The sequence below is a fragment of the Litoreibacter albidus genome (assembly GCF_900107015.1).
Taxonomy (GTDB): domain Bacteria; phylum Pseudomonadota; class Alphaproteobacteria; order Rhodobacterales; family Rhodobacteraceae; genus Litoreibacter; species Litoreibacter albidus.
This window is the reverse complement of the sequence record NZ_FNOI01000002.1, coordinates 1-19,463: the sequence shown is the minus strand read 5'-3', so window position 1 is coordinate 19,463 and position 19,463 is coordinate 1. Positions and strand designations below refer to the sequence as shown.

Sequence of the window (19,463 nt, the reverse complement as noted above, 5' to 3'; positions counted from 1 at the left end):
TTACAGCACTCCCGCTTCGTCTTTGAGTTTCGCGACCAGCTCGTCCACAGAGGCCACTTTAACACCGGCTTTGCGTGTTTCTGGCTCTGACGTCTTGACGACAGTCAAACGGTTCGACACCTCTACGCCATAATCGGCAGGCGTCTTTTCATCCAAAGGCTTTTTCTTGGCCTTCATGATGTTCGGCAGCGACGCGTAGCGTGGTTCGTTCAGGCGAAGGTCAACCGTTACGACGGTCGGCATGTTCACGTTGATGGTCTGCAAGCCGCCGTCGACTTCGCGCGTAACAACTGCTTTGTCGCCGTCGATGTCCAGCTCGGATGCGAAGGTCGCTTGGGACCACCCCAGAAGCGCTGACAGCATTTGCCCGGTTGCGTTCATGTCGTTGTCGATAGCTTGTTTGCCGCAAAGTACGATGCCTGGCTGCTCCTCGTCGACGACTGCTTTGAGCAGTTTGGCGACTGTGAGGGGCTCGATGTCATTGTGAACGTCATCCGCAGCTACGATCAGAATTGCGCGGTCCGCGCCCATTGCCAAGGCCGTGCGCAGCGTTTCTTGGCTTTGCTTCACGCCAATGGATACAGCAACGACTTCTTCGACTTTTCCTGCCTCTTTCAGGCGGATAGCCTGCTCGACGGCAATTTCGTCAAATGGGTTCATGGACATTTTGACGTTAGCAAGATCGACACCGCTGCCGTCCGCTTTGACGCGGACTTTCACGTTATAGTCGATCACGCGTTTGACGGGTACGAGGACCTTCATCTGCGGTATCTCCCTAGATCAGCGCCCGAAATGGGCACGTTATAATTCCAATTTCCGAGATACCGGACGGGCGTCACGAAAAATAGGCTAAAATCGACACGGCAACCGTCTGTGACGCCGCGTTGATGAAAAAAAGACTAAAAATTTCACAAACGCAAGATGTTTGCGCTAGCGATTGGCCCCAGGGACCCAGAGCACGTCATCTTTTCCGTCATTATTCGCGACGCGCGACGCAACGAAGAACCAATCGGAGAGGCGGTTCAGGTACTTCACCGCGTCGGGATTTACTGATTCCACACCGGCCAACTCCACCGTCAACCGCTCCGCGCGGCGCGATACCGTGCGGCAGAGGTGCAGTTGCGCAGCGAGCGGTGATCCGCCCGGCAGGATGAAAGACCTTAGAGGTTCCAGGGCAGCGTTCATTGAGTCGATTTCCGACTCTAAGCGCGCAACTTGGTTGGCAGCTATGCGCAGTGGTGGGTATTCGGCGTCTGCGTCTTTCTCCATATCAGGGCGGCAGAGGTCTGCGCCCAAATCGAATAGGTCGTTTTGGATCATCGCCAGTTGTGCGTCCATCGTCGCAGTGGCGTGTTGGCGTGCCAAGCCCACAGTGGCGTTCGTCTCGTCGACGGTTCCATATGCGTTAACCCGCCGCGAATGCTTCGCCACGCGCACGCCATTGCCCAAGGCGGTTTCGCCAGCGTCGCCCGTCTTGGTATAGATTTTATTTAGTACGACCATGAATTTACGCGCCTCCCATGCGCCGGAAGAAAACGAAGAGCAAGATCAGCACCACGGCCACGAATTGCGCCGCGACGCGGTAGCGCATGATGCGGTTCGCGTGTTTGCGATTGAAGTCGCCACCCTTGGCAAAGCCGCCGATGCCGATGAGCAGAATAATCAGTACCGAGACACAGGCTACGGCGACTACGATGAAAAGCGGGTCGTTGAACATGGCTCAGCTCCTGTTGATTGCATAACGTTTGATAGCATTTAACGCAGCCTTACCGAAAAACTAGGCGGAGTTACATGCGGTCAATTAGCCAGTCTGTCATGCGCGTTGGCAAAATGCGTTTCAGCACTGCCATCAAGTAGGTCGGCGTGGTGATCTTATAGCGGGCCTTCGGGCTTTCATCCGTCAGCGCCTGCCAAACCTTGTCGCTTACTGCGGAGGCCGGAAGTTCAAAGCGATCTGTGCCGCGATCCTCGTAGAGGCGTTTCAGGACTTTGTCCTCATACTCCTGCTTGCGTGCAGAGGCCTGCCAATTGATCCATTTCTCGAAGTGGGGGATGGAGTTTTGCCGTAGCTTCGATGTGATTGGGCCAGGCTGGATCAAGACGACGTCAATTCCGGTTCCTCGCATCTCGATGCGTAGGGTGTCCGTCAGCCCTTCCATGGCGAATTTGGTGCTGTTGTAAGCCCCGCGCATTTTTAATGCGGCGAACCCCAACACCGAGGAGCAGTTCAGGATGCGGCCGTGCCCCTGCGCGCGCATGATCGGGATAACCTGTCGGGTCAGTTCGTGGTAGCCAAAGAGATTGGTCTCAAAGATGGAGCGCAAAGCATCGGTGGGCACATCTTCAACAGCCGCAGGGAACCCGAACGCCGCATTGTTGAATAACGCGTCCAACGTGCCGCCGGTCCGTGATAGCGTTTCCTCGACCGCTGCGGTCATCGACGCGGTATCACTTTGATCAAGCGGAAAGCTCTCCAGCCCCTCGCTTATTAAGCGGTCGCAGTCGGCTTGTGATCTACAGGTCGCGAAGACCCGCCAGCCGCGTTTGTGCAAAGCGTGAGCCGCGTCATAGCCAATGCCAGTGGAGCAGCCGGTGATGAGGATTGTTTTACGTGTCATGGGGTATGGGTAACGCAACCGCGAAGGCGCGACTAGCCCGCGTCGGACAGAAACTGGGCCGAAATATATGCCTCGGTGCCAGTCTCTAGGATGTAGACCTTTGCCCAGCCGCTGGGCAGCATCTCGACCACTTCGGCACTGTCATCGCGAACGGCGCGGCCGACGATTTTTGATGTGGTGGACGGGCCAGCGCGCAGGTTTACCCGTTTACCCGTGACGCGGCGGATGGGGTTGGTTTCGCGCGGCGTCGCTGCGATGGGTTGGGTCGTGACATCGACCGTTGCAGCCGGAGAGGTTGTCGATGTGGAGGCAGATACCAGCGCTGGAGCCTTAACTTCGCTCACTGCGGTTATAACGGCGGGGCTTGCTTCCAAATCGAGCTTCGCATTTGCTGCTGCAATCTGGACGGCGGCCGTTTCAAGGGGCTTGGAGATAGTTCGACTGACTTGCAACGCATCGCGCGCTTCCCGCGCCGCCAATTCGCTGGCAGTTGGTTCGCCAACCGTCAGCAAGGTTAAGTACATTAGCGCGCAAAGACCGACGACCCATTTAAACATCTTATATCCCCCAAGGTGTATGGATGCTCTTGTCACATAGTATCACAAGTTGGCCACGGGGAAATCTAAAGAATTACTCCCCGACGGATAGATGTCGCCGCTTTACCCCCTCGTTTTGTGGCGCTACACAGCCTTTATGTCAGACAACGCCGACACCCCAAGCACTGAGCCCGCAGAGATGTTGGAGCCGCTACGCCGCGCAATCGGCGAACGGTATCTGACCTATGCGCTGTCAACAATTATGCACCGTGCGCTGCCCGATGCGCGCGATGGACTAAAGCCGGTTCACCGTCGCATCCTATATGCGATGCGCGAATTGAAGCTGGCGTCGAACGGTGGTTTCCGTAAGTCAGCGAAGATTTCTGGCGACGTGATGGGCAACTATCACCCGCATGGTGACGCCGCGATTTATGATGCGATGGCGCGTTTGGCGCAGGAATTCAACGTGCGCTATCCGCTGGTGGATGGCCAAGGCAACTTCGGGAACATCGACGGCGATAACCCTGCAGCGGCGCGGTATACAGAAGCCCGTATGACAGCGGCCGCTGAGGCGCTGCTGGAAGGCCTGAACGAGGATGCGGTTGATTACCGCGCCAACTATGACGGCACACTTGAAGAGCCGTCAGTCTTACCTGCAACGTTCCCCAACCTTTTGGCGAATGGATCGAGCGGTATTGCGGTGGGGATGGCCACGAACATCCCGCCACATAACATCGATGAATTGATCAACGCGTGCATCCACCTGATCAAATCGCCGAATGCCCGCGACGAAACCCTGCTGGATCACGTACCTGGCCCTGATTTCCCAACTGGCGGCACAATTGTGGAGCCTCGCGAGAACATTCTGGAAGCCTACCGGACTGGTCGCGGCTCCTTCCGGCTGCGTTCGAAGTGGGAGGTCGAGGATCTTGGTCGTGGGGTCTGGCAGATCGTTGTCACTGAGATCCCGTATCAGGTTCAAAAGTCGAAGCTGATCGAGAAGATCGCAGAGGTTATTCAGACCAAGAAGGTGCCGATCCTCGCGGACATCCGCGACGAAAGCGCGGAAGATATTCGCATCGTTCTGGAGCCACGGTCAAAGAACGTCGACCCAGAGGTGCTGATGGGCATGATGTTCCGCAGCTCCGATCTTGAGGTTCGTTTCTCGCTTAACATGAACGTGCTGATCGACGGGCGAACGCCGAAGGTTTGCTCGCTCAAGGAAGTTCTGCGCGCATTTCTGGACCATCGCCGGGAGGTTTTGCAGCGTCGCTCGCAGCACCGTCTGCAAAAGATTGACCACCGCTTGGAAGTGTTGGAAGGCTTCATCCTTGCCTTCCTGAACCTCGACCGCGTGATCGACATCATTCGCTATGACGATGATCCGAAGTCGGGCCTCATGTTCGAGGATTGGAGCAAAACGCATCCGCGCGCGATGGACGAGAAGGACTACGTTGGTCCGTCTCCGCGTACTGGCGAGACGTCCCTGACCGAAGTTCAAGCAGACGCGATCTTGAACATGCGCCTGCGCTCGTTGCGGCGCTTGGAAGAGATGGAATTGAAGCGCGAACGCGACGCGCTGATGCTGGAGCGGGCGGAGCTTGAAGACCTGCTCGACAATGATGACCTGCAGTGGAAGAAAATCACGGAGCAATTGCGCGACGTCCGCAAACTGTTTGGCAAAGACAGTGAAGGTGGCGCGCGGCGCACGATCTTCGCTGAGGCAACCGAGATCGCGGAAGTCCCATTGGAGGCCATGATCGACCGCGAGCCGGTGACGATTGTATGTTCTAAAATGGGCTGGGTCCGCGCGATGACCGGCCACATTGATCTTGCCCGCGAGCTGAAGTTCAAAGACGGCGATGAAGCGCGGTTCGCGTTCCACGCGGAAACCACCGACAAACTTTTGATCTTCGGTTCTAACGGCCGCTTCTATACCGTTTTGGCCGCGAACTTACCGGGCGGTCGCGGCATGGGCGAGCCGTTGCGCTTGATGGTCGACCTGCCGAACGAGGCCGAGATTGTTGACATGTTTATCCACGTTCCAGGCCGCAAGCTGTTGGTTGCGTCGTCCGAGGGCAACGGCTTCGTTGTGCCAGAGGATGATATCGTGGCGCAGACGCGCACGGGCAAACAGGCGCTGAACGTCAAGGATGACGCCCGCGCGGTTATCTGTAAGCCGGCCACTGGCGACCACGTTGCTATCGTCAGCGAGAACGGGAAGTTCCTTGTGTTCCCATCGTCCGAATTGCCAGAGATGGGCCGCGGCAAAGGCGTCCGGCTCCAGAAGTATAACATGGCGCGGGGCAAGCAAGGATCGCTCGAGCTTGATGGCGGCCTTTCGGATTTGACGACGTTTAACTGGGAAGACGGCCTGACATGGGGCATGGGCGGCGGCAAAACGCGTCACGAGCCAGACATGTCTGAATGGTTGGGCAAGCGTGCAGGTGTCGGCAAGCGCCCACCTTACGGGTTCCCCAAGAACTACAAGTTTAGCTAGGCGATATGGCGGTACGGCCCTACCCGCGAGGTGTAGGGCCGTACCGCCTATCTGATACGCGCTTCGGTTTCGCGGTCGAACAACATCGCACGCTCTAGGGGAAGTTTAACACCGACCCGCGCGCCCTCGCGGGAGCGCTCATCGCCGCGTTCTTCCACGATTATTTTCTCGCCGCTGTCCGACACGAGATGCGCGAAGGATACGCCGCCTAAGGCTTCGGTCATCTCAATGGTATGGGTGTCGCCGTCAGGGTTTATTTGGATGTGCTCAGGCCTGATTCCGAACGAGACCTCCGTGCCGATCGCTGGCAGGGTCAGAGGCAAGCTAACGGTTTCCTTCAGCGACGGCAGCACGACGCCCTTTGCGTCAACAGTCCCGTCAAGGAAGTTCATCGCTGGTGACCCGATGAAGCCCGCAACGAACTTATTGTTCGGGTTCCGGTACAGATCAAGCGGTGCGCCGACCTGTTCGATGTTGCCTGCGCGTAGAACTACGATCTTGTCCGCAAGTGTCATCGCCTCCACCTGATCGTGCGTCACGTAGATCATCGTGGCGCCAATTTCCTTGTGGAGGCGCGCAATCTCTACGCGCATCTCTACACGTAGCTCCGCGTCAAGGTTTGACAGGGGTTCATCGAACAAGAAGACTTCCGGCCCGCGAACAATCGCACGTCCAATAGAGACGCGCTGGCGTTGCCCGCCCGACAGGGCGGAGGGCTTGCGGTCGAGGTAGTCTTCCAGTTTCAAAATGCGCGTGGCCTCGGCCACTTTGGAGGCAATCTCGGCCTTCGGGTGGCCATTCATTTTCAGGCCAAAGCCCATGTTGTCGCGAACAGTCATGTGCGGGTACAGCGCATAGGTTTGGAAGACCATTGCGACCCCGCGCTCCGCCGGATCCATGCTGGTGACGTCGCGCTCGCCAATGTGGATCGCGCCCTGTGTTGTCTCTTCTAGGCCGGCCACCATCCGCAGCAGTGTCGACTTCCCGCATCCTGACGGCCCTACGAAAACGCAAAATTCGCCGTCCTTGATATCGAGGTCGATCCCGTGGATCACCTGAACGTCGCCATAGCGTTTGATTACGTTTTGCAGCGTTACACCTGACATGTTTCAGTTCTCCAATGGTTCTTTGGTTTTCTGCTCGACGGGGAAGCGCCAGTGCTCTGCCGTTCGGGCGATGTCGGAGGCAGCGTCCTGCATTTTGGGGGCCAGCGTTTCCAATTGATCAAGTGACGTGCGCGAGGTTGTGCTGGTGACAGAAATTGCACCGATGACCTGCTTGGCCTGCGTCAGTATTGGCATGGCGATGCATATGATGCCCGGCTCATGCTCTTCACGGTCGAAGGCGTAGCCGCGGCTGCGGATGTTTTCCAGCTCTGCGCTTAGCTCTTGCTCGGTCCCTAAGGTGTGGGGTGTGAAACGGTGGTAAGATTGCAATTCCAGTGCTCGGCTCAACTCGTTCTCGGGTAGGAACGCAAGCATCGCCTTGCCAACCCCAGTGCAATACGCGGGCCCTACTTTTCCGGCTTGGGAAAACATCTCGATAGCGCTTTTCGCGTTGCGCTTGTCGACGTACAAAACCTGCGCATTGTCGAGCTGTGCGAGGTGGATCGTCTCACCAAGTGATTTGCTTAGCGCGTCAAGAATAGGCCGCGCGACGGGTGCAAGTGACGATTGTGTCCACGCCGTATGCGCGAGGCGGACGAGCCGGATGCCTAGCGAATAAGTCTGCATCATTTCGTCGTAGGATAACATGCCCTCAGAGCGCAGGGTTTGCAGCATCCGGTAGAGCGTGCCCTTCGGGTAGGGGCTTCCATCCAACAACTCGTGAAAGCGCACAGGCCGCTCAAACGACGCGACTTGATCAAGCACAAGCAGCGCTTTCTTCACAGTGCCGCTAGCGGTTTGCGAGCTTTGCATCTGGCTGGTTCCTCCCAATCTCAACAGGTGTGATCCGTCGAGCCTCCTATTGACAGGTTAGGGCGATTCGTGATCAGTTTTCAATATATAAACTAAGATTCCACTATTTGAAACACTCAGGGAGGACACCATGCGTTTCACTTATAAGGCGTCAATTGCTGCGCTATCCACGGCGGCAGTGCTATCGGGCGGCGCGTTCAGCGCGTCGGCTGAACAGCTGACCGGCGATCTGAAGATTTTTCTCGATACGTCAAATCCGGCGCCGCGCGCGACAATGGAGGGCGCAATTGCCAAGTTTGGCGAGATGCACCCCGATCTCAACATTGAGACGACGATCATTGACCGCGAGGCCTACAAAACACAGATCCGTAACTTCCTGACGGCGAACTCGCCGGATGTTGCGAACTGGTATGCCGCGAACCGGATGAAGCCATATGTGGAGGCTGGCCTGTTCGAGGACGTGTCTGACCTATGGGCCGAGCCCGAGATCGCCGAGAACCTTGCTTCGACCAAAGGCGCAATGACCATCGACGGGAAGCAATGGGGCGTTCCATACACATATTACCAGTGGGGCATCTACTACCGTAAAGATATCTTTGAGGAGTTGGGCCTGACAGAGCCTACCAACTGGGAAGAAGAAAAAGCCAACTGCGCAAAGATCGTCGAGTCGGGGCGCGCATGCTACGCGATTGGCTCCAAGTTTCTTTGGACTGCTGGTGGCTGGTTTGACTACCTGAACCTTCGTACCAACGGCTTTGACTTCCACATGGATCTCGCCAACGGCAACGTAAGCTGGGAAGATGAGCGCGTTCAAAAGACCTTCGCGAACTGGCGCGAACTGATCGACATGGGGGGCTTCCTCGAGAACCACCAGTCCTACAGCTGGCAAGAAGCGCTGCCCTTCATGGTTCAAGGCGAAGCCGCGTCTTACCTGATCGGGAACTTCGCAGTTGCGCCGTTGCGCGAGGCAGGCCTGACAGATGACCAGCTAGACTTCTATCAGTTCCCTGTGATCAACCCAGACGTTGCATTGGCGGAAGACGCGCCGACCGACACGTTCCACATCCCGTCCGGAGCCAGCAACAAGGACAATGCCAAGGCGTTCTTGCGCTTTATGGTGTCGCCTGAGGTGCAAACCACCATCAACGCGGGTGACGCACTGGGGCAGCTGCCGGTTAACGCTAAGTCGACTGTCGACGATGATAAGTTCCTGAATGAGGGCTTCACAATGCTCTCCTCGAACTCGCCGGGTGGTGTTGCGCAGTTCTTCGATCGCGACTTCCCTGCCGAGATGGCAAAAGTTGCCATGGAAGGCCTGCAGGAGTTCATGGTGCGCCCAGACAATCTGGAGGCGATCCTTGCGCGTCTGGAGAAAGCACGCGGCCGTATCTACAAATAAGCACTGACCCTTCGGGGCGGGCATTCGAGCCCGCCCCGTTCCGACATTCGACGCCCAAACTGTTTGAATCGCGCTTCGCGATTTGGCGGTACAGTGAGCCGAGGTTCCCATGACATCTACCGCAGTCCCCCCGCCGCCGCAGAGACCGCGTTCTTGGTATAAGCGGAATGAGATTAGCCTAACGCCTTGGCTATTTTTGATCCCCGCAATCCTGTTCTTTCTTTTGTACGTCGTCTTTCCGATCATACAGAGCTTCCAGCTATCCGCCTTCCAATGGGACGGGCTGGGTGAAAAGGAATACGTAGGCCTAAGCAACTACAGGGAGCTGTGGGACGATCCGGCGTTTTATACGTCGCTGCGCAACAACCTGATTTGGTTGCTGCTGTATCTGCTGGCGATACCAGCAGGGCTGTTTATAGCGCTGTTCCTTAATCAGACGGTCACCGGTATCCGCATCTATAAATCGCTATTTTTCTTCCCGTTCGTGATCAGTCAGGTGGTGGTTGGGCTGGTTTTCACGTGGTTCTACGATCCCAGTTTTGGGTTGCTGAACTCGGCGCTGGGCCTTGTTGGGCTTGGGCCGGTGAACGTGCTGGGTGATCCGGCATATGTGACTTACGGCATCATCGCCGCAGGCCTATGGCCGCAGACGGCGTATTGCATGATCCTGTATTTGACAGGACTGAACGCAGTCGATCCGGAGCAAGTGGAGGCGGCGCGGCTGGACGGCGCGAAGGGCTGGAAAATGCTGTGGTACGTCATCGTTCCACAATTGAAGCCTGCCACTTTTATTGCTTTCGTTGTAACCATCGTGGGGGCGCTTCGCTCGTTTGACTTGATCTCGATCATGACCAACGGTGGCCCATTCGGGGAAAGCCGAGTCTTGAGTTTTTACATGTTCGAGGTGGCGCTCTCTGAGTACGGCTTCCGCATGGGCTACGGCGCAGCAATCGCGGTTGTCTTGTTCCTGATTATGCTCTGCTTCATCACGTATTTCCTCTACTCGATGTACAAAGACCAGAAAGGGCGCTGAGATGTTTCCGAAACCGATTGAGAAGTCTTCGCGCTCCATTCAGCTGGGGTATCAGTCACTGCTGCCCGTCGCGCTGATCTTGTGGTTGCTGCCGCTGATCGCGGTTGCTCTTTTCTCGGTCAAGCCAGCGGCAGATTTTTCCAGCGGGGATTACTGGACGCTGCCGTCGCAATTTGGCGGCTGGGAGAACTACGGAAAAGTGTTCTTCGAGTCCGACATGCCACGGTATTTGCTGAACTCGATCCTTATCACAGTCCCGACCGCCATAGGTGCGGTTGCGTTGTCCTGCATGGCGGGCTTTGCGTTGGGGATCTACAAATTCAAAGCTAACCTTTGGCTGTTTTTCATGTTTGTGGCGGGTAACTTTGTGCCGTTCCAAATCCTGATGGTGCCCGTGCGGGATCTGACGCTGGACCTTGGGCTTTACAACACCAAGACCGGACTTGTGCTGTTTCACATCGCGTTTCAAACAGGGTTCTGCACGCTCTTCATGCGCAACTTCATCAAGGGGCTACCGTTTGCGTTGATCGAAGCCGCGCGGGTGGAGGGTGTCGCCGAATGGAAGATTTTCGTTTACGTCGTGCTGCCGTTGATGAAGCCTGCAATCGCGGCGCTAGCGGTGCTGATCTTTACGTTCATCTGGAACGATTACTTTTGGGCAGTCGTATTGACGCAGGGCGCTGAATCGCAGCCCGTGACGGCGGGCATCACCTCGTTCAACGCGCAATACCGCGCCGCCTATCATTTGATGAGCGCAGGCGCGATTGTCGCCGCACTCCCACCAGTCGCGATGTTTTTCTTGATGCAAAAGCACTTCATCGCGGGCCTCACTCTCGGAGCTGTTAAATGATCCAATGCTGGCGACTGGATGATGACCGCCAATCGCTGGTGCTCGCTTCCTATAATGATCGCCTCGCAGAGGTGGTCTATTGGGGGCCGCATCTGGCGGAGGACGAAGACCTCACCACCCTCTACCATGCCTACGCTATCGACGTCACAGGTGGCATGCTGGATGCCAATCCGGAGCTGTCGCTGTGCCCAGAGGCGACGCGCACCTTCCCCGGGCAACCGGGGCTGATCTTGCGGGCGAAAGACGGCACGCCGCTTTTGCCGAAGTTTTGTTTTGCCAAAGCGGACAGCGGGCCTGATAGCTTAACGCTTACGTATACTGATGAGGTGAACGCGCTAACGTACACCGCGCAGTTTGCGATCAACCGACGTACCCACATCATAGAGGCGCGCGCGACATTGGAGGCTGTGGATCCTGTCCACCTCCATTGGCTCAGTGCGCCAGTGTTTCCCGCCCCCCAGCTATCGGATGAGATGATAGATGTTGCGGGGCGCTGGTGTGGCGAGTTTCAGTTGAACCGCACACCGTGGTCTGCTGGCATACGGTACCGCGAGAACCGCACGGGGCGCACCGGCCATGAGCATTTCCCCGGCCTGATCGTGCCCTGCCGCGGCGCAACGAATGTACAAGGGCACGCCTATGCATTCCATTACGGCTGGTCGGGTGGTCACCGGATGGTGGCGGAGGAGTTGCCGGACGGTCGTAGGCAAATCCAGTTCGGCCATGCCGCGCGGGTGGAAAGCGCCCCGCAAACCCGCTTCGAGACAGCACCGCTTTATGCTGTGTTCTCCGACGACGGTATCAACGGCTGCGCGGTTGCATTTCAACGTCATACGCGTGACGAGATAGTGCAGTTTCCCGACCCCAATCGCACGCGGCCAGTCCATTTCAATTGTTGGGAGGCCGTTTATTTCGACCATAACCTGCCAGAGTTGAAAGACATCGCGACCCGTGCGGCCAAGCTGGGTGCGGAGCGGTTTGTCTTGGACGACGGTTGGTTCGGCGGTCGTGATGATGATACCCGCGCCCTGAGCGATTGGGAGGTCGATCCACGTAAATACCCCGACGGCTTGACGCCGCTAATCGACCATGTGCACGGGCTTGGAATGACATTCGGCATCTGGTTTGAGCCGGAGATGATCAACCCTGACAGCGACATTCACCGAGCGCACCCCGACTGGGCACTGGGCGCAGAGGATCAGACCTTGGGCCGCAACCAGAAAGCGCTGAATATGGCGTTGCCTGAAGTGCAGGCGTTCCTGTTTGACCGGATCAGCAAAGTCCTCCGTGACAACGCGATCGACTACATCAAGTGGGACCACAACCGCGTTCTGCCTATGCCTGATGCGGCACAGACACGCGGCTCCTACCAGTTGATCGACCGCTTGCAGGAGGCGTTCCCGCAGGTCGAGATCGAAAGCTGCGCGTCCGGTGGCGGACGCATTGACTTTGGCATTCTAAAGCGCACCCACCGCGTTTGGTTGTCCGACAGCAACGACGCGCTTGAGCGCCTCCGGATGCAGCACAACGCGGCAATTTTTCTACCAATGGCCGTCACAGGCAGCCACGTGGGTCCACGCACGTGTCACACCTCTGGACGGGTCTTGGATATCCGCTTTCGCGCGTGGGTCGCGGCGCAGCGACACATGGGCTTCGAGATGGACCCGCGCGAGCTAACCGAGGTCGAGGCCGAAGTTCTGACAGATGTGACCGCGTGGTGGAAATCCAACAGAGATTGGATGCTGCGGGCCGACATTCTGCGGCTCGATAGCGCCGACCCCGCGATGATCGCAGAGCAACAACTGGCTGAAGGCGGCGGCAAGTTTATCGTGTTTGCAGGCAAGGCAGATACGAGCCGCCAGATATCACCGCGCCCCTTGCGTCTGACCCGTCTTACGCCCAATGCCAAGTACCGCATAGAACTGGTGAACCGTGATGATGCAACTGCGTTGTCGCGCGGGGATCAGGCGATCAAAACGACCCCGTTGGAACTAAGCGGTACTTACCTGATGAGCCATGGCCTGACCCTGCCATGGTCCTTTCCCGAAACAATGTGGGTTATCGAAGGAACACGGATATGACTCAGACGGCGACATTTCACGACCTTAAAGGCGCTTCGGTTTTTGTGACCGGTGGTGGCTCGGGTATTGGTGCGTCTCTGACGGATGGGCTGATGGCACAGGGCGCAAAAGTCGCTTTTGTGCAGCGCTCCGATGCGACCGAATTTGCGGATGAGATGGAGGCGAAGCACGGCGTGCGTCCTATGTTTTTGCAATGTGACATCACTGATACTGATCGCCTGAAAAGTTGCATTGCAGAGGCCAGCGAAGCGCATGGACCGATCACCGTGCTGGTCAACAATGCAGCGAATGACCAACGCCACGCGTCCTTGGATGTCGATGAGGACTACTGGGATTGGTCGATGGCGATTAACCTGAAGGCGTACTTCTTTACCTGTCAGGCGGTTATTGAGGGGATGCGCGCGGCTGGCGGTGGCTCTATCATCAACTTCTCGTCGACCAGCTATATGATGGGCAACGCAGGCTACGTTGCCTACACGACAGCCAACTCCGGCATCAACGGTATGACGCGCAGTCTTGCGCGCGAATTCGGGCCGGACAGAATTCGTGTGAACGCATTGGCACCGGGTTGGGTGTTGACCGATAAGCAAAAGGAACTCTGGGTGACGCCTGAAGGCTTGGAGGCGCATATGGCCCGTCAATGCCTGAAGGATACGCTGGCCCCACAAGACATGGTGGATGCGGTATTGTTCTTGGCGTCGAACACCAGCCGGATGATGACCGGGCAAGCGCTTGTTATTGACGGCGGCGTGGTGGTGACTGGGTGATGGAACATGCTGCGTGGATTGCGGTTGATTGGGGGACGTCAAACCTGCGCGTCTGGGCAATTGACGCGGCTGGTAATGCAATCGCCAGCCATACATCAGATCAGGGTATGGGGGTGCTCACCCGTGATGCGTTCGAGGGCGCATTACTCGCGCTGATTGAGCCATATTTGAAAACAGGGAAAACCTTGCCGGTGCTGTGCTGTGGCATGGTGGGCTCCCGTCAGGGTTGGGCCGAAGCGGCGTACTTAAGCACGCCGTGTGCGCCTGCTGACGGTCAGAACGCTTTTCACGTCGTGGCGACTGACCCACGCATTTCTGTCCATATCCTACCGGGAATAAAGCAGATGACGCCGCCAGATGTTATGCGTGGTGAGGAAACTCAGATCTCCGGATATCTGGCGGACAATCCGGACTTTGACGGCGTGCTCTGCATGCCGGGTACGCACACGAAGTGGGTGCACATCAGCCTCGGGGAGGTCGTTAGCTTTCAGACCTTCATGACTGGTGAGGTGTTTGCGCTGCTGTCGCAGCAATCCGTATTGCGCCACAGCGTGTCCGCGGAAGGCTTCGATTCAGGCGTGTTTAAAGACGCGTTGACCGACGCGATGTCGCGGCCTCAATCCGTGACGGCGGCGTTGTTTGGTTTGCGTGCGGGCGCATTGGTGGCTGACATGTCACCGGTTGCCGCGCGTTCGAGGTTGTCGGGGTTGTTGATCGGTGCCGAGTTGGCTGGTGCACGGCCTTACTGGCTGGGCCAGAACGTGGCCATCATTGGCGACGGTGGATTATCTGATTTGTATCGCTCGGCGCTGCAAGAGCAAGGCGTTGATGCGGCCTGCGCCAACGTAGAAGCCACTACGCTGAGCGGGCTGAAGTCGGCGTTTGAAACATTGAAGGAGACATCTCTATGAGCCGTAAAGTCATCGCCATATTGCGGGGTGTTCAGCCAGATGAAGCTGTGGGCGTATGCGCCGCGCTGATTGATGCAGGGATTGACCGGATTGAGGTGCCGCTGAATTCGCCCGATCCGTTGGTTAGTATTCAGCGAATGGCGGATGCCTTCGGACAAGATGCCCTAATTGGCGCGGGCACCGTGTTAAGTGCTCAAGACGTGGCGGATGTGGCAACAGCGGGCGGCAAGATGATCGTGTCTCCGGACGCGAATACAGACGTAATTGCGGCGTCCAAAGCTGCGGGCATGGCGTCCTACCCGGGCGTTCTGACCCCGACCGAGTGCTTCGCCGCGCTGCGGGCAGGGGCTGACGGGTTAAAGATTTTTCCCTCATTCCTGATGGGGACCGACGGGTTGAAAGCCATATCGGCAGTCCTGCCTCCTAAGACAGAAATGTATGCTGTGGGCGGGGTTGGCCCAGCCAACTTTGCCGAATGGATCGCGGCTGGGGCGGCTGGGTTTGGCATTGGTACGGGCATTTACAAACCCGGATTTTCGGTCGCCGATGTCAAGGCGCGCGCGGCGGAGATCGTCGCGGCCTACGACGAGTTGGCGTAATGAAAAGAACCCTTGGGACGTGCTACTACCCAGAGCACTGGCCGCGTGAGATTTGGGAAGACGACGCCCGCCGCATGGCGGAGCTTGGCCTGACGTGGGTCCGCATCGGGGAGTTTTCGTGGAGCCAGCTGGAGCCTGCGCGGGGCGACTATCATTTTGAATGGCTGGATGACGCCATTGCGGTTTTGGGTGCTGCTGGATTGAAGGTCGTGTTGGGTACACCGACGGCCACGCCCCCTCGCTGGATGATTGACCGTTACCCTGACATGCTGGCCGTCGATGTGGAGGGCCGCCCGCGCAAGTTTGGCTCGCGCAGGCACTACTGCTTCAGCCATGAGGGGTACAAATCGGAGTGTGCGCGGATCGTTACCGCGATGGCGAAGCGTTACGGTGACAATCCGCATGTGGGCGCATGGCAGACAGATAACGAGTACGGGTGTCACGACACGACGATTTCGTACAGCGACGCGGCACGCAAAGCTTTTCAATCATGGCTTCGTGGCCGATACTTAGGGAACGGTAACTCTGGCGACATTGACGCGCTCAACCGTGCTTGGGGCAACAAGTTTTGGTCGATGGAGTATGATGACTTCGGGCAGATCGATCTGCCAAACCTGACGGTGACAGAACCGAACCCCGCGCACAGTCTGGCGTTCCGACGCTTTAGTTCTGATCAAGTGGTCGCGTTTAACAGGCTTCAGGTGGATATCCTGCGGGCGCATACGGATGCGCCGATCACGCACAACTACATGGGGCGGATCACGGACTTCGACCATTTCGCCGTCGGAGCAGATTTGGATATCGCATCATGGGACAGCTACCCGTTGGGCTTTCTAGAGGACCGCGTCGGGGCAAAAGATGACTGGCAACGCCGTTACGCGCAGCAAGGGGATCCGGACTTTCAGGCCATGCACCACGATTTGTACCGCGCCGTCGGGCGCGGGCGGTGGTGGGTCATGGAGCAGCAGCCCGGCCCCGTGAATTGGGCCCCCTATAACCCCGCGCCATGGCCAGGCATGGTTCGTCTCTGGAGTTGGGAGGCCTTCGCCCACGGCGCGGAGGCGGTGTGCTTCTTTCGGTGGCGGCAGGCACCTTTCGCGCAAGAACAGATGCACGCGGGTCTTTTGCGACCCGACAGCGTTGATGCCCCGGGCTTGCAAGAGGCGCGGCAAGTGGCAGAGGAACTTGCCAGCGCGCCCGATGTTGCGCAAGGCCGCGCTGATGTGGCCATCGTGTTCGACTATGATGCGGACTTCGCTTGGACGGTTCAACCGCACGGGCAAGGGCTGACTTACTTCGGGCTGGTTTTTGAGTGGTACAAAGCGCTGCGTAGCCTTGGGTTGTCGTTGGATATTGTCCCAGCCGGAAAGCCTGATTTGACGGGCTACAAGCTGGTCGTGGCCCCGGGCTTGATGCACATGCCGGACGCTATGAAGGCCGCGCTGTCATCCTGCGCGGCGCAAGTTGTCTTCGGGCCCAGAAGCGGTGCGCGTGACGTCGATATGTCCATGCCTGTCCCGCTGCCACCCGCGATGCCGGGGCTTGATGTTACTGTGACCCATGTCGAAAGCCTGCGACCGGATATGCCCGTTGGGCTTCAGGGCGGCGGGTGCTTGCATATCTACCGCGAGGCCTTGCACGGCGCGGCCGATGTCGAAGAGCGTAGCGTCGATGGAGCGCCCGTTATCATGGGGAGTGACCGGTTGAGTTACGTGGGAGCGTGGCTGGACCAAAACGCGCTGCGGAGACTCATCAAGCGCAAATGTGCGGCGGCGGGTATTGCGACGATGGATTTGCCCGACGGCGTTCGTGTCCGCGACTGCGCCGAGGAGCGGTTCTGGTTCAATTACAACGCAGAGCCGGTGGTGGTGGATGGGCGGACGCTGGACGCGGCTGGGGTGCACCGGCAGAGTTCGACGGACCTTGAATGACAGGCGAGTGTGTCACGCCTTCTCGACGTTCAACCATACTCCGCCTTCTGGCCGGAGCGTCAGGATCAAGACAGGATCAGGGTCTTTACCCTGAACCCGTGTGAACTTGAACCGTGACAGGATCGTGGCCAGAATGATCACGGCCTCTTGCACCGCAAAGCTCATCCCAATGCAGATGCGAGGCCCGTCGCCGAACGGCAAGTAAGCGAACCTGTCAACCTTACGGTCTTTGGCAAAGCGGTCCGGATCGAAAGCATCGGGGTCGTCCCACAGCAATCGGGAGCGATGGAGGGCATACACAGGCAGCATTACTGTGTCGCCAGTTGCGATGGGCCGCCCGCAAAGCTCGTCCGACTTTTGCGCTGTGCGTGATAAGAACGCGGCAGGCGGATAAAGCCGCAAGGTCTCATCTATGATCTGCCGAATATAGGGCAGGTTGGCTATATCGGACTCGGTGGCCGTGCGTCCAGCTAATACCGATTGCGCCTCTTCGCGGGCGCGATCCTGCGCCGCCTCGTCAAAGGCGCACAGATACAATGCCCACCCTAACGTCAGGGCTGTGGTCTCATGGCCTGCAACGATAAACGTCAGCAGGTTGTCGCGTAGCTCGGATGGGTTCATGGACCTTTTGGTTTCGGGGTCTTCCCCTGCCAGCAGCAAATCCAGAAGGTCGGGTAGTTCGTCCTCGCCCTTGCTGGCACGACTTCTGATCACATCATCCGCCATGGATTTCATTGTCTTCATGCTGCCAGATGAGAGCATCCGGCCAGGCCTTGGTATCCATGTGGGCAATCCCAGAACATCGAATAGGGAGACCCGCGCGGTGCTGTCGATGTAACCGTCAATGGCACGGTGGATGGCGGAGCGGTCGAACCCTTCGTCGCCGGAGAACGTTACATCCGAGATGACTTCAAAGGTGGCTGTGACCATCTCGGAATACATATCTGCTGCCCGCCCCCCATGTGCGCCGATCCGTGCGCATGATCTGTCGGCAGCGGCGCTCATGATCGGCGCAAGGTTGGCGACATTGCGGTGGGAGAAAACGGGCGCGGCCGCGCGTCGTTGCCACCGCCAATGCGCGCCCTCGGCGACAAACATGCTGTCGCCAATGGCGGGGCGCAGAATGTTCTTGGTGACGTCGGACTTCGGATAGTCGTCAAGCCGGTCGCGCAGGATGTGTCGGATGGCGTCCGGATCCATCACCATATGCCATGGCTTGCCCATCTTTCCTGTGACTATAGGCTGGTGCAGGGCGATCTCCGGTATGATCTCCAACAGGTTTCGTTGGGCGGCGCGCAGGGACTGCAATATCCCCCATTTCTCGGTAACGAGCTGGGCGCGTGGCGGGTATTCGGGTTTTTGGTGCGTCATCTGTCCTAATATAAGTGGCCTTTGCGTCACGGCAACGCGGCGTATGATTGCACCCTGCGTGCGGCTCGGCTATCCATTTGGCTAAACCTGTTGGGGGGACCTATCCATGCGCGCCATTCTCACCGCTTTGTTTGCGGCCACTTTTTTGTCGGCCTGCGCCGTGCCAAACCCCGACACCGATGAGCAGGTCCCGCTGGGTGACTTCAAACTCGATCTCAATGTGGCTGTCACGGATCAGGCCAAAAAGATGGGCGTCACGCGGGCGGCCACGGCCGAGGAATGGGAGCAGGTTCTTGAGGCGGCGATAGACAAGCGGTTCCGCCGCTACGATGGCGAGAAGCTTTATCATATCAGCTACAGCCTCGACGGATACATCCTTGCGACGAAAGGGGGGCGTTTGGCCCTCGCGCCTCGATCCGCATTGAGCATGACCGTGCATATTTGGGACAGTGAGACCAAGACAATTCTGAAAGACCGCTCCAAGCAGATATTGGTGCTGGAACAACTGGATGGCGAAACATTCGTAGGGTCGGGCTTTTTCAACACCAAAGAACAGCAGATGGAGAATCTGGGTGCACAATTCGCCAAAGCAGTGGAGCGCTGGCTTGTTGCAAACGGTGATTTGTTTGGGCTGGATGTGGACGCAGACGCGAAAGATGCCTCCGCCAAAGACGACCTTGCCGCGTTGGCCGCGCAGGCCAAAGCGGACGCGGCTGCGGGCAGCAGTGCGACAACGGCTACACCTGCGAAACCTGCGGTTAACTGACGCTTGATTTTTCCGTCGATCCTGCATAGGTAGCGCGCGAAGTGAACCGGGTCTTTTGTACCCCCTAATTTTAAGGCGCCTACCGATATGGCTAAGGAAAAGTTTGAACGCTCTAAACCGCACGTTAACATCGGCACAATCGGCCACGTTGACCACGGTAAAACCACGCTGACAGCAGCAAT

Annotated in this window: 19 protein-coding genes; 11 read left to right on the top strand and 8 right to left on the bottom strand. The window is 57.8% G+C overall.

Annotation, left to right across the window (positions count from 1 at the left end; genetic code table 11):
• From BLW66_RS05025 to BLW66_RS05005, 5 genes are all read right to left on the bottom strand, one after another.
• Window positions 1-762 carry an electron transfer flavoprotein subunit beta/FixA family protein gene (locus tag BLW66_RS05025; protein ID WP_089945745.1) on the bottom strand — a complete coding sequence of 254 codons (762 nt, stop codon included), beginning with the start codon at window positions 760-762 and terminating at the stop codon, window positions 1-3.
• A gap of 168 nt (window positions 763-930) precedes the next feature.
• Complete coding sequence (locus BLW66_RS05020) at window positions 931-1,503, bottom strand: cob(I)yrinic acid a,c-diamide adenosyltransferase (RefSeq protein WP_089945743.1); 573 nt, start codon at window positions 1,501-1,503, stop codon at window positions 931-933.
• Window positions 1,504-1,507: 4 nt separating this feature from the next.
• Window positions 1,508-1,717 (bottom strand): twin transmembrane helix small protein, encoded by a 210-nt coding sequence (locus BLW66_RS05015; protein WP_089945740.1) that lies wholly within the window; start codon window positions 1,715-1,717, stop codon window positions 1,508-1,510.
• Between the two features lie 70 nt (window positions 1,718-1,787).
• The gene (locus BLW66_RS05010; RefSeq protein ID WP_089945738.1) at window positions 1,788-2,618 is read right to left on the bottom strand and encodes an SDR family NAD(P)-dependent oxidoreductase; all 831 of its coding nucleotides are present in this window, start codon (window positions 2,616-2,618) and stop codon (window positions 1,788-1,790) included.
• 32 nt (window positions 2,619-2,650) lie between these two features.
• Entirely contained in the window at window positions 2,651-3,175 is a 525-nt protein-coding gene (locus BLW66_RS05005; protein ID WP_089945736.1) for an SH3 domain-containing protein, read from the bottom strand.
• Between the two features lie 136 nt (window positions 3,176-3,311).
• Between BLW66_RS05005 and BLW66_RS05000 the strand changes: the two genes are divergently transcribed.
• Window positions 3,312-5,654, top strand: a complete 2,343-nt coding sequence (locus tag BLW66_RS05000) for a DNA topoisomerase IV subunit A (RefSeq protein WP_089946683.1) — start codon at window positions 3,312-3,314, stop codon at window positions 5,652-5,654.
• A gap of 47 nt (window positions 5,655-5,701) precedes the next feature.
• Here BLW66_RS05000 and BLW66_RS04995 read toward each other — a convergent pair whose 3' ends face one another.
• Together BLW66_RS04995 and BLW66_RS04990 are read right to left on the bottom strand one after the other, a co-directional pair.
• Window positions 5,702-6,760 carry an ABC transporter ATP-binding protein gene (locus tag BLW66_RS04995; protein ID WP_089945734.1) on the bottom strand — a complete coding sequence of 353 codons (1,059 nt, stop codon included), beginning with the start codon at window positions 6,758-6,760 and terminating at the stop codon, window positions 5,702-5,704.
• A gap of 3 nt (window positions 6,761-6,763) precedes the next feature.
• The gene (locus BLW66_RS04990) at window positions 6,764-7,573 is read right to left on the bottom strand and encodes an IclR family transcriptional regulator (protein WP_089945732.1); all 810 of its coding nucleotides are present in this window, start codon (window positions 7,571-7,573) and stop codon (window positions 6,764-6,766) included.
• Window positions 7,574-7,703: 130 nt separating this feature from the next.
• On the opposite strand from BLW66_RS04990, the gene BLW66_RS04985 reads away from it, so the two are divergent.
• The 8 genes from BLW66_RS04985 to BLW66_RS04950 all read left to right on the top strand — a co-directional run bounded on the left by BLW66_RS04985 (window position 7,704) and on the right by BLW66_RS04950 (window position 17,144).
• Window positions 7,704-8,972 (top strand): ABC transporter substrate-binding protein, encoded by a 1,269-nt coding sequence (locus tag BLW66_RS04985; protein ID WP_089945730.1) that lies wholly within the window; start codon window positions 7,704-7,706, stop codon window positions 8,970-8,972.
• A gap of 109 nt (window positions 8,973-9,081) precedes the next feature.
• On the top strand, window positions 9,082-10,005 hold the full coding sequence (locus BLW66_RS04980) for a carbohydrate ABC transporter permease (protein WP_089945728.1): 924 nt from the start codon (window positions 9,082-9,084) through the stop codon (window positions 10,003-10,005).
• A 1-nt stretch (window position 10,006) separates the two neighbouring features.
• Entirely contained in the window at window positions 10,007-10,855 is an 849-nt protein-coding gene (locus tag BLW66_RS04975; RefSeq protein WP_089945726.1) for a carbohydrate ABC transporter permease, read from the top strand.
• On the top strand, window positions 10,852-12,936 hold the full coding sequence (locus BLW66_RS04970; RefSeq protein ID WP_089945724.1) for an alpha-galactosidase: 2,085 nt from the start codon (window positions 10,852-10,854) through the stop codon (window positions 12,934-12,936). The genes BLW66_RS04975 and BLW66_RS04970 overlap by 4 nt, the downstream gene beginning before the upstream one ends.
• Window positions 12,933-13,703: an SDR family NAD(P)-dependent oxidoreductase gene (locus BLW66_RS04965; protein WP_089945723.1), complete on the top strand. Its 771-nt coding sequence runs from the start codon at window positions 12,933-12,935 to the stop codon at window positions 13,701-13,703. Before BLW66_RS04970 ends, BLW66_RS04965 begins: the two co-directional genes overlap by 4 nt.
• Window positions 13,703-14,614, top strand: coding sequence for a 2-dehydro-3-deoxygalactonokinase (locus BLW66_RS04960; RefSeq protein WP_089945721.1), 912 nt, complete (start codon window positions 13,703-13,705; stop codon window positions 14,612-14,614). Before BLW66_RS04965 ends, BLW66_RS04960 begins: the two co-directional genes overlap by 1 nt.
• Window positions 14,611-15,213 carry a 2-dehydro-3-deoxy-6-phosphogalactonate aldolase gene (locus BLW66_RS04955; protein WP_089945718.1) on the top strand — a complete coding sequence of 201 codons (603 nt, stop codon included), beginning with the start codon at window positions 14,611-14,613 and terminating at the stop codon, window positions 15,211-15,213. Before BLW66_RS04960 ends, BLW66_RS04955 begins: the two co-directional genes overlap by 4 nt.
• Window positions 15,213-17,144, top strand: a complete 1,932-nt coding sequence (locus tag BLW66_RS04950) for a beta-galactosidase (RefSeq protein WP_089945716.1) — start codon at window positions 15,213-15,215, stop codon at window positions 17,142-17,144. Before BLW66_RS04955 ends, BLW66_RS04950 begins: the two co-directional genes overlap by 1 nt.
• Before the next feature lie 12 nt (window positions 17,145-17,156).
• Here the strand turns inward: BLW66_RS04950 and BLW66_RS04945 are convergent, their stop codons facing one another.
• Window positions 17,157-18,515, bottom strand: coding sequence for a cytochrome P450 (locus BLW66_RS04945; protein ID WP_089945714.1), 1,359 nt, complete (start codon window positions 18,513-18,515; stop codon window positions 17,157-17,159).
• Between the two features lie 106 nt (window positions 18,516-18,621).
• On the opposite strand from BLW66_RS04945, the gene BLW66_RS04940 reads away from it, so the two are divergent.
• Both BLW66_RS04940 and BLW66_RS04935 read left to right on the top strand, forming a co-directional pair.
• Window positions 18,622-19,281, top strand: a complete 660-nt coding sequence (locus BLW66_RS04940) for a hypothetical protein (protein ID WP_089945712.1) — start codon at window positions 18,622-18,624, stop codon at window positions 19,279-19,281.
• An 87-nt stretch (window positions 19,282-19,368) separates the two neighbouring features.
• Window positions 19,369-19,463 (top strand): GTP-binding protein (locus tag BLW66_RS04935; protein WP_002583150.1); only part of this gene is annotated, 95 nt, incomplete at its 3' end.

Excerpts from the sequence above, each read along its gene's own strand:
- BLW66_RS05020 (WP_089945743.1), bottom strand. The coding sequence starts at position 1,503 with ATGGTCGTACTAAATAAAATCTATACCAAGACGGGCGACGCTGGCGAA.
- BLW66_RS04965 (WP_089945723.1), top strand. The coding sequence starts at position 12,933 with ATGACTCAGACGGCGACATTTCACGACCTTAAAGGCGCTTCGGTTTTT.
- BLW66_RS04950 (WP_089945716.1), top strand. The coding sequence starts at position 15,213 with ATGAAAAGAACCCTTGGGACGTGCTACTACCCAGAGCACTGGCCGCGT.
- BLW66_RS04955 (WP_089945718.1), top strand. The coding sequence starts at position 14,611 with ATGAGCCGTAAAGTCATCGCCATATTGCGGGGTGTTCAGCCAGATGAA.
- BLW66_RS05000 (WP_089946683.1), top strand. The coding sequence starts at position 3,312 with ATGTCAGACAACGCCGACACCCCAAGCACTGAGCCCGCAGAGATGTTG.
- BLW66_RS04960 (WP_089945721.1), top strand. The coding sequence starts at position 13,703 with ATGGAACATGCTGCGTGGATTGCGGTTGATTGGGGGACGTCAAACCTG.
- BLW66_RS04970 (WP_089945724.1), top strand. The coding sequence starts at position 10,852 with ATGATCCAATGCTGGCGACTGGATGATGACCGCCAATCGCTGGTGCTC.
- BLW66_RS04980 (WP_089945728.1), top strand. The coding sequence starts at position 9,082 with ATGACATCTACCGCAGTCCCCCCGCCGCCGCAGAGACCGCGTTCTTGG.
- BLW66_RS04945 (WP_089945714.1), bottom strand. The coding sequence starts at position 18,515 with ATGACGCACCAAAAACCCGAATACCCGCCACGCGCCCAGCTCGTTACC.
- BLW66_RS05005 (WP_089945736.1), bottom strand. The coding sequence starts at position 3,175 with ATGTTTAAATGGGTCGTCGGTCTTTGCGCGCTAATGTACTTAACCTTG.
- BLW66_RS04985 (WP_089945730.1), top strand. The coding sequence starts at position 7,704 with ATGCGTTTCACTTATAAGGCGTCAATTGCTGCGCTATCCACGGCGGCA.
- BLW66_RS04940 (WP_089945712.1), top strand. The coding sequence starts at position 18,622 with ATGCGCGCCATTCTCACCGCTTTGTTTGCGGCCACTTTTTTGTCGGCC.
- BLW66_RS05015 (WP_089945740.1), bottom strand. The coding sequence starts at position 1,717 with ATGTTCAACGACCCGCTTTTCATCGTAGTCGCCGTAGCCTGTGTCTCG.
- BLW66_RS05010 (WP_089945738.1), bottom strand. The coding sequence starts at position 2,618 with ATGACACGTAAAACAATCCTCATCACCGGCTGCTCCACTGGCATTGGC.
- BLW66_RS05025 (WP_089945745.1), bottom strand. The coding sequence starts at position 762 with ATGAAGGTCCTCGTACCCGTCAAACGCGTGATCGACTATAACGTGAAA.
- BLW66_RS04975 (WP_089945726.1), top strand. The coding sequence starts at position 10,007 with ATGTTTCCGAAACCGATTGAGAAGTCTTCGCGCTCCATTCAGCTGGGG.
- BLW66_RS04995 (WP_089945734.1), bottom strand. The coding sequence starts at position 6,760 with ATGTCAGGTGTAACGCTGCAAAACGTAATCAAACGCTATGGCGACGTT.
- BLW66_RS04990 (WP_089945732.1), bottom strand. The coding sequence starts at position 7,573 with ATGCAAAGCTCGCAAACCGCTAGCGGCACTGTGAAGAAAGCGCTGCTT.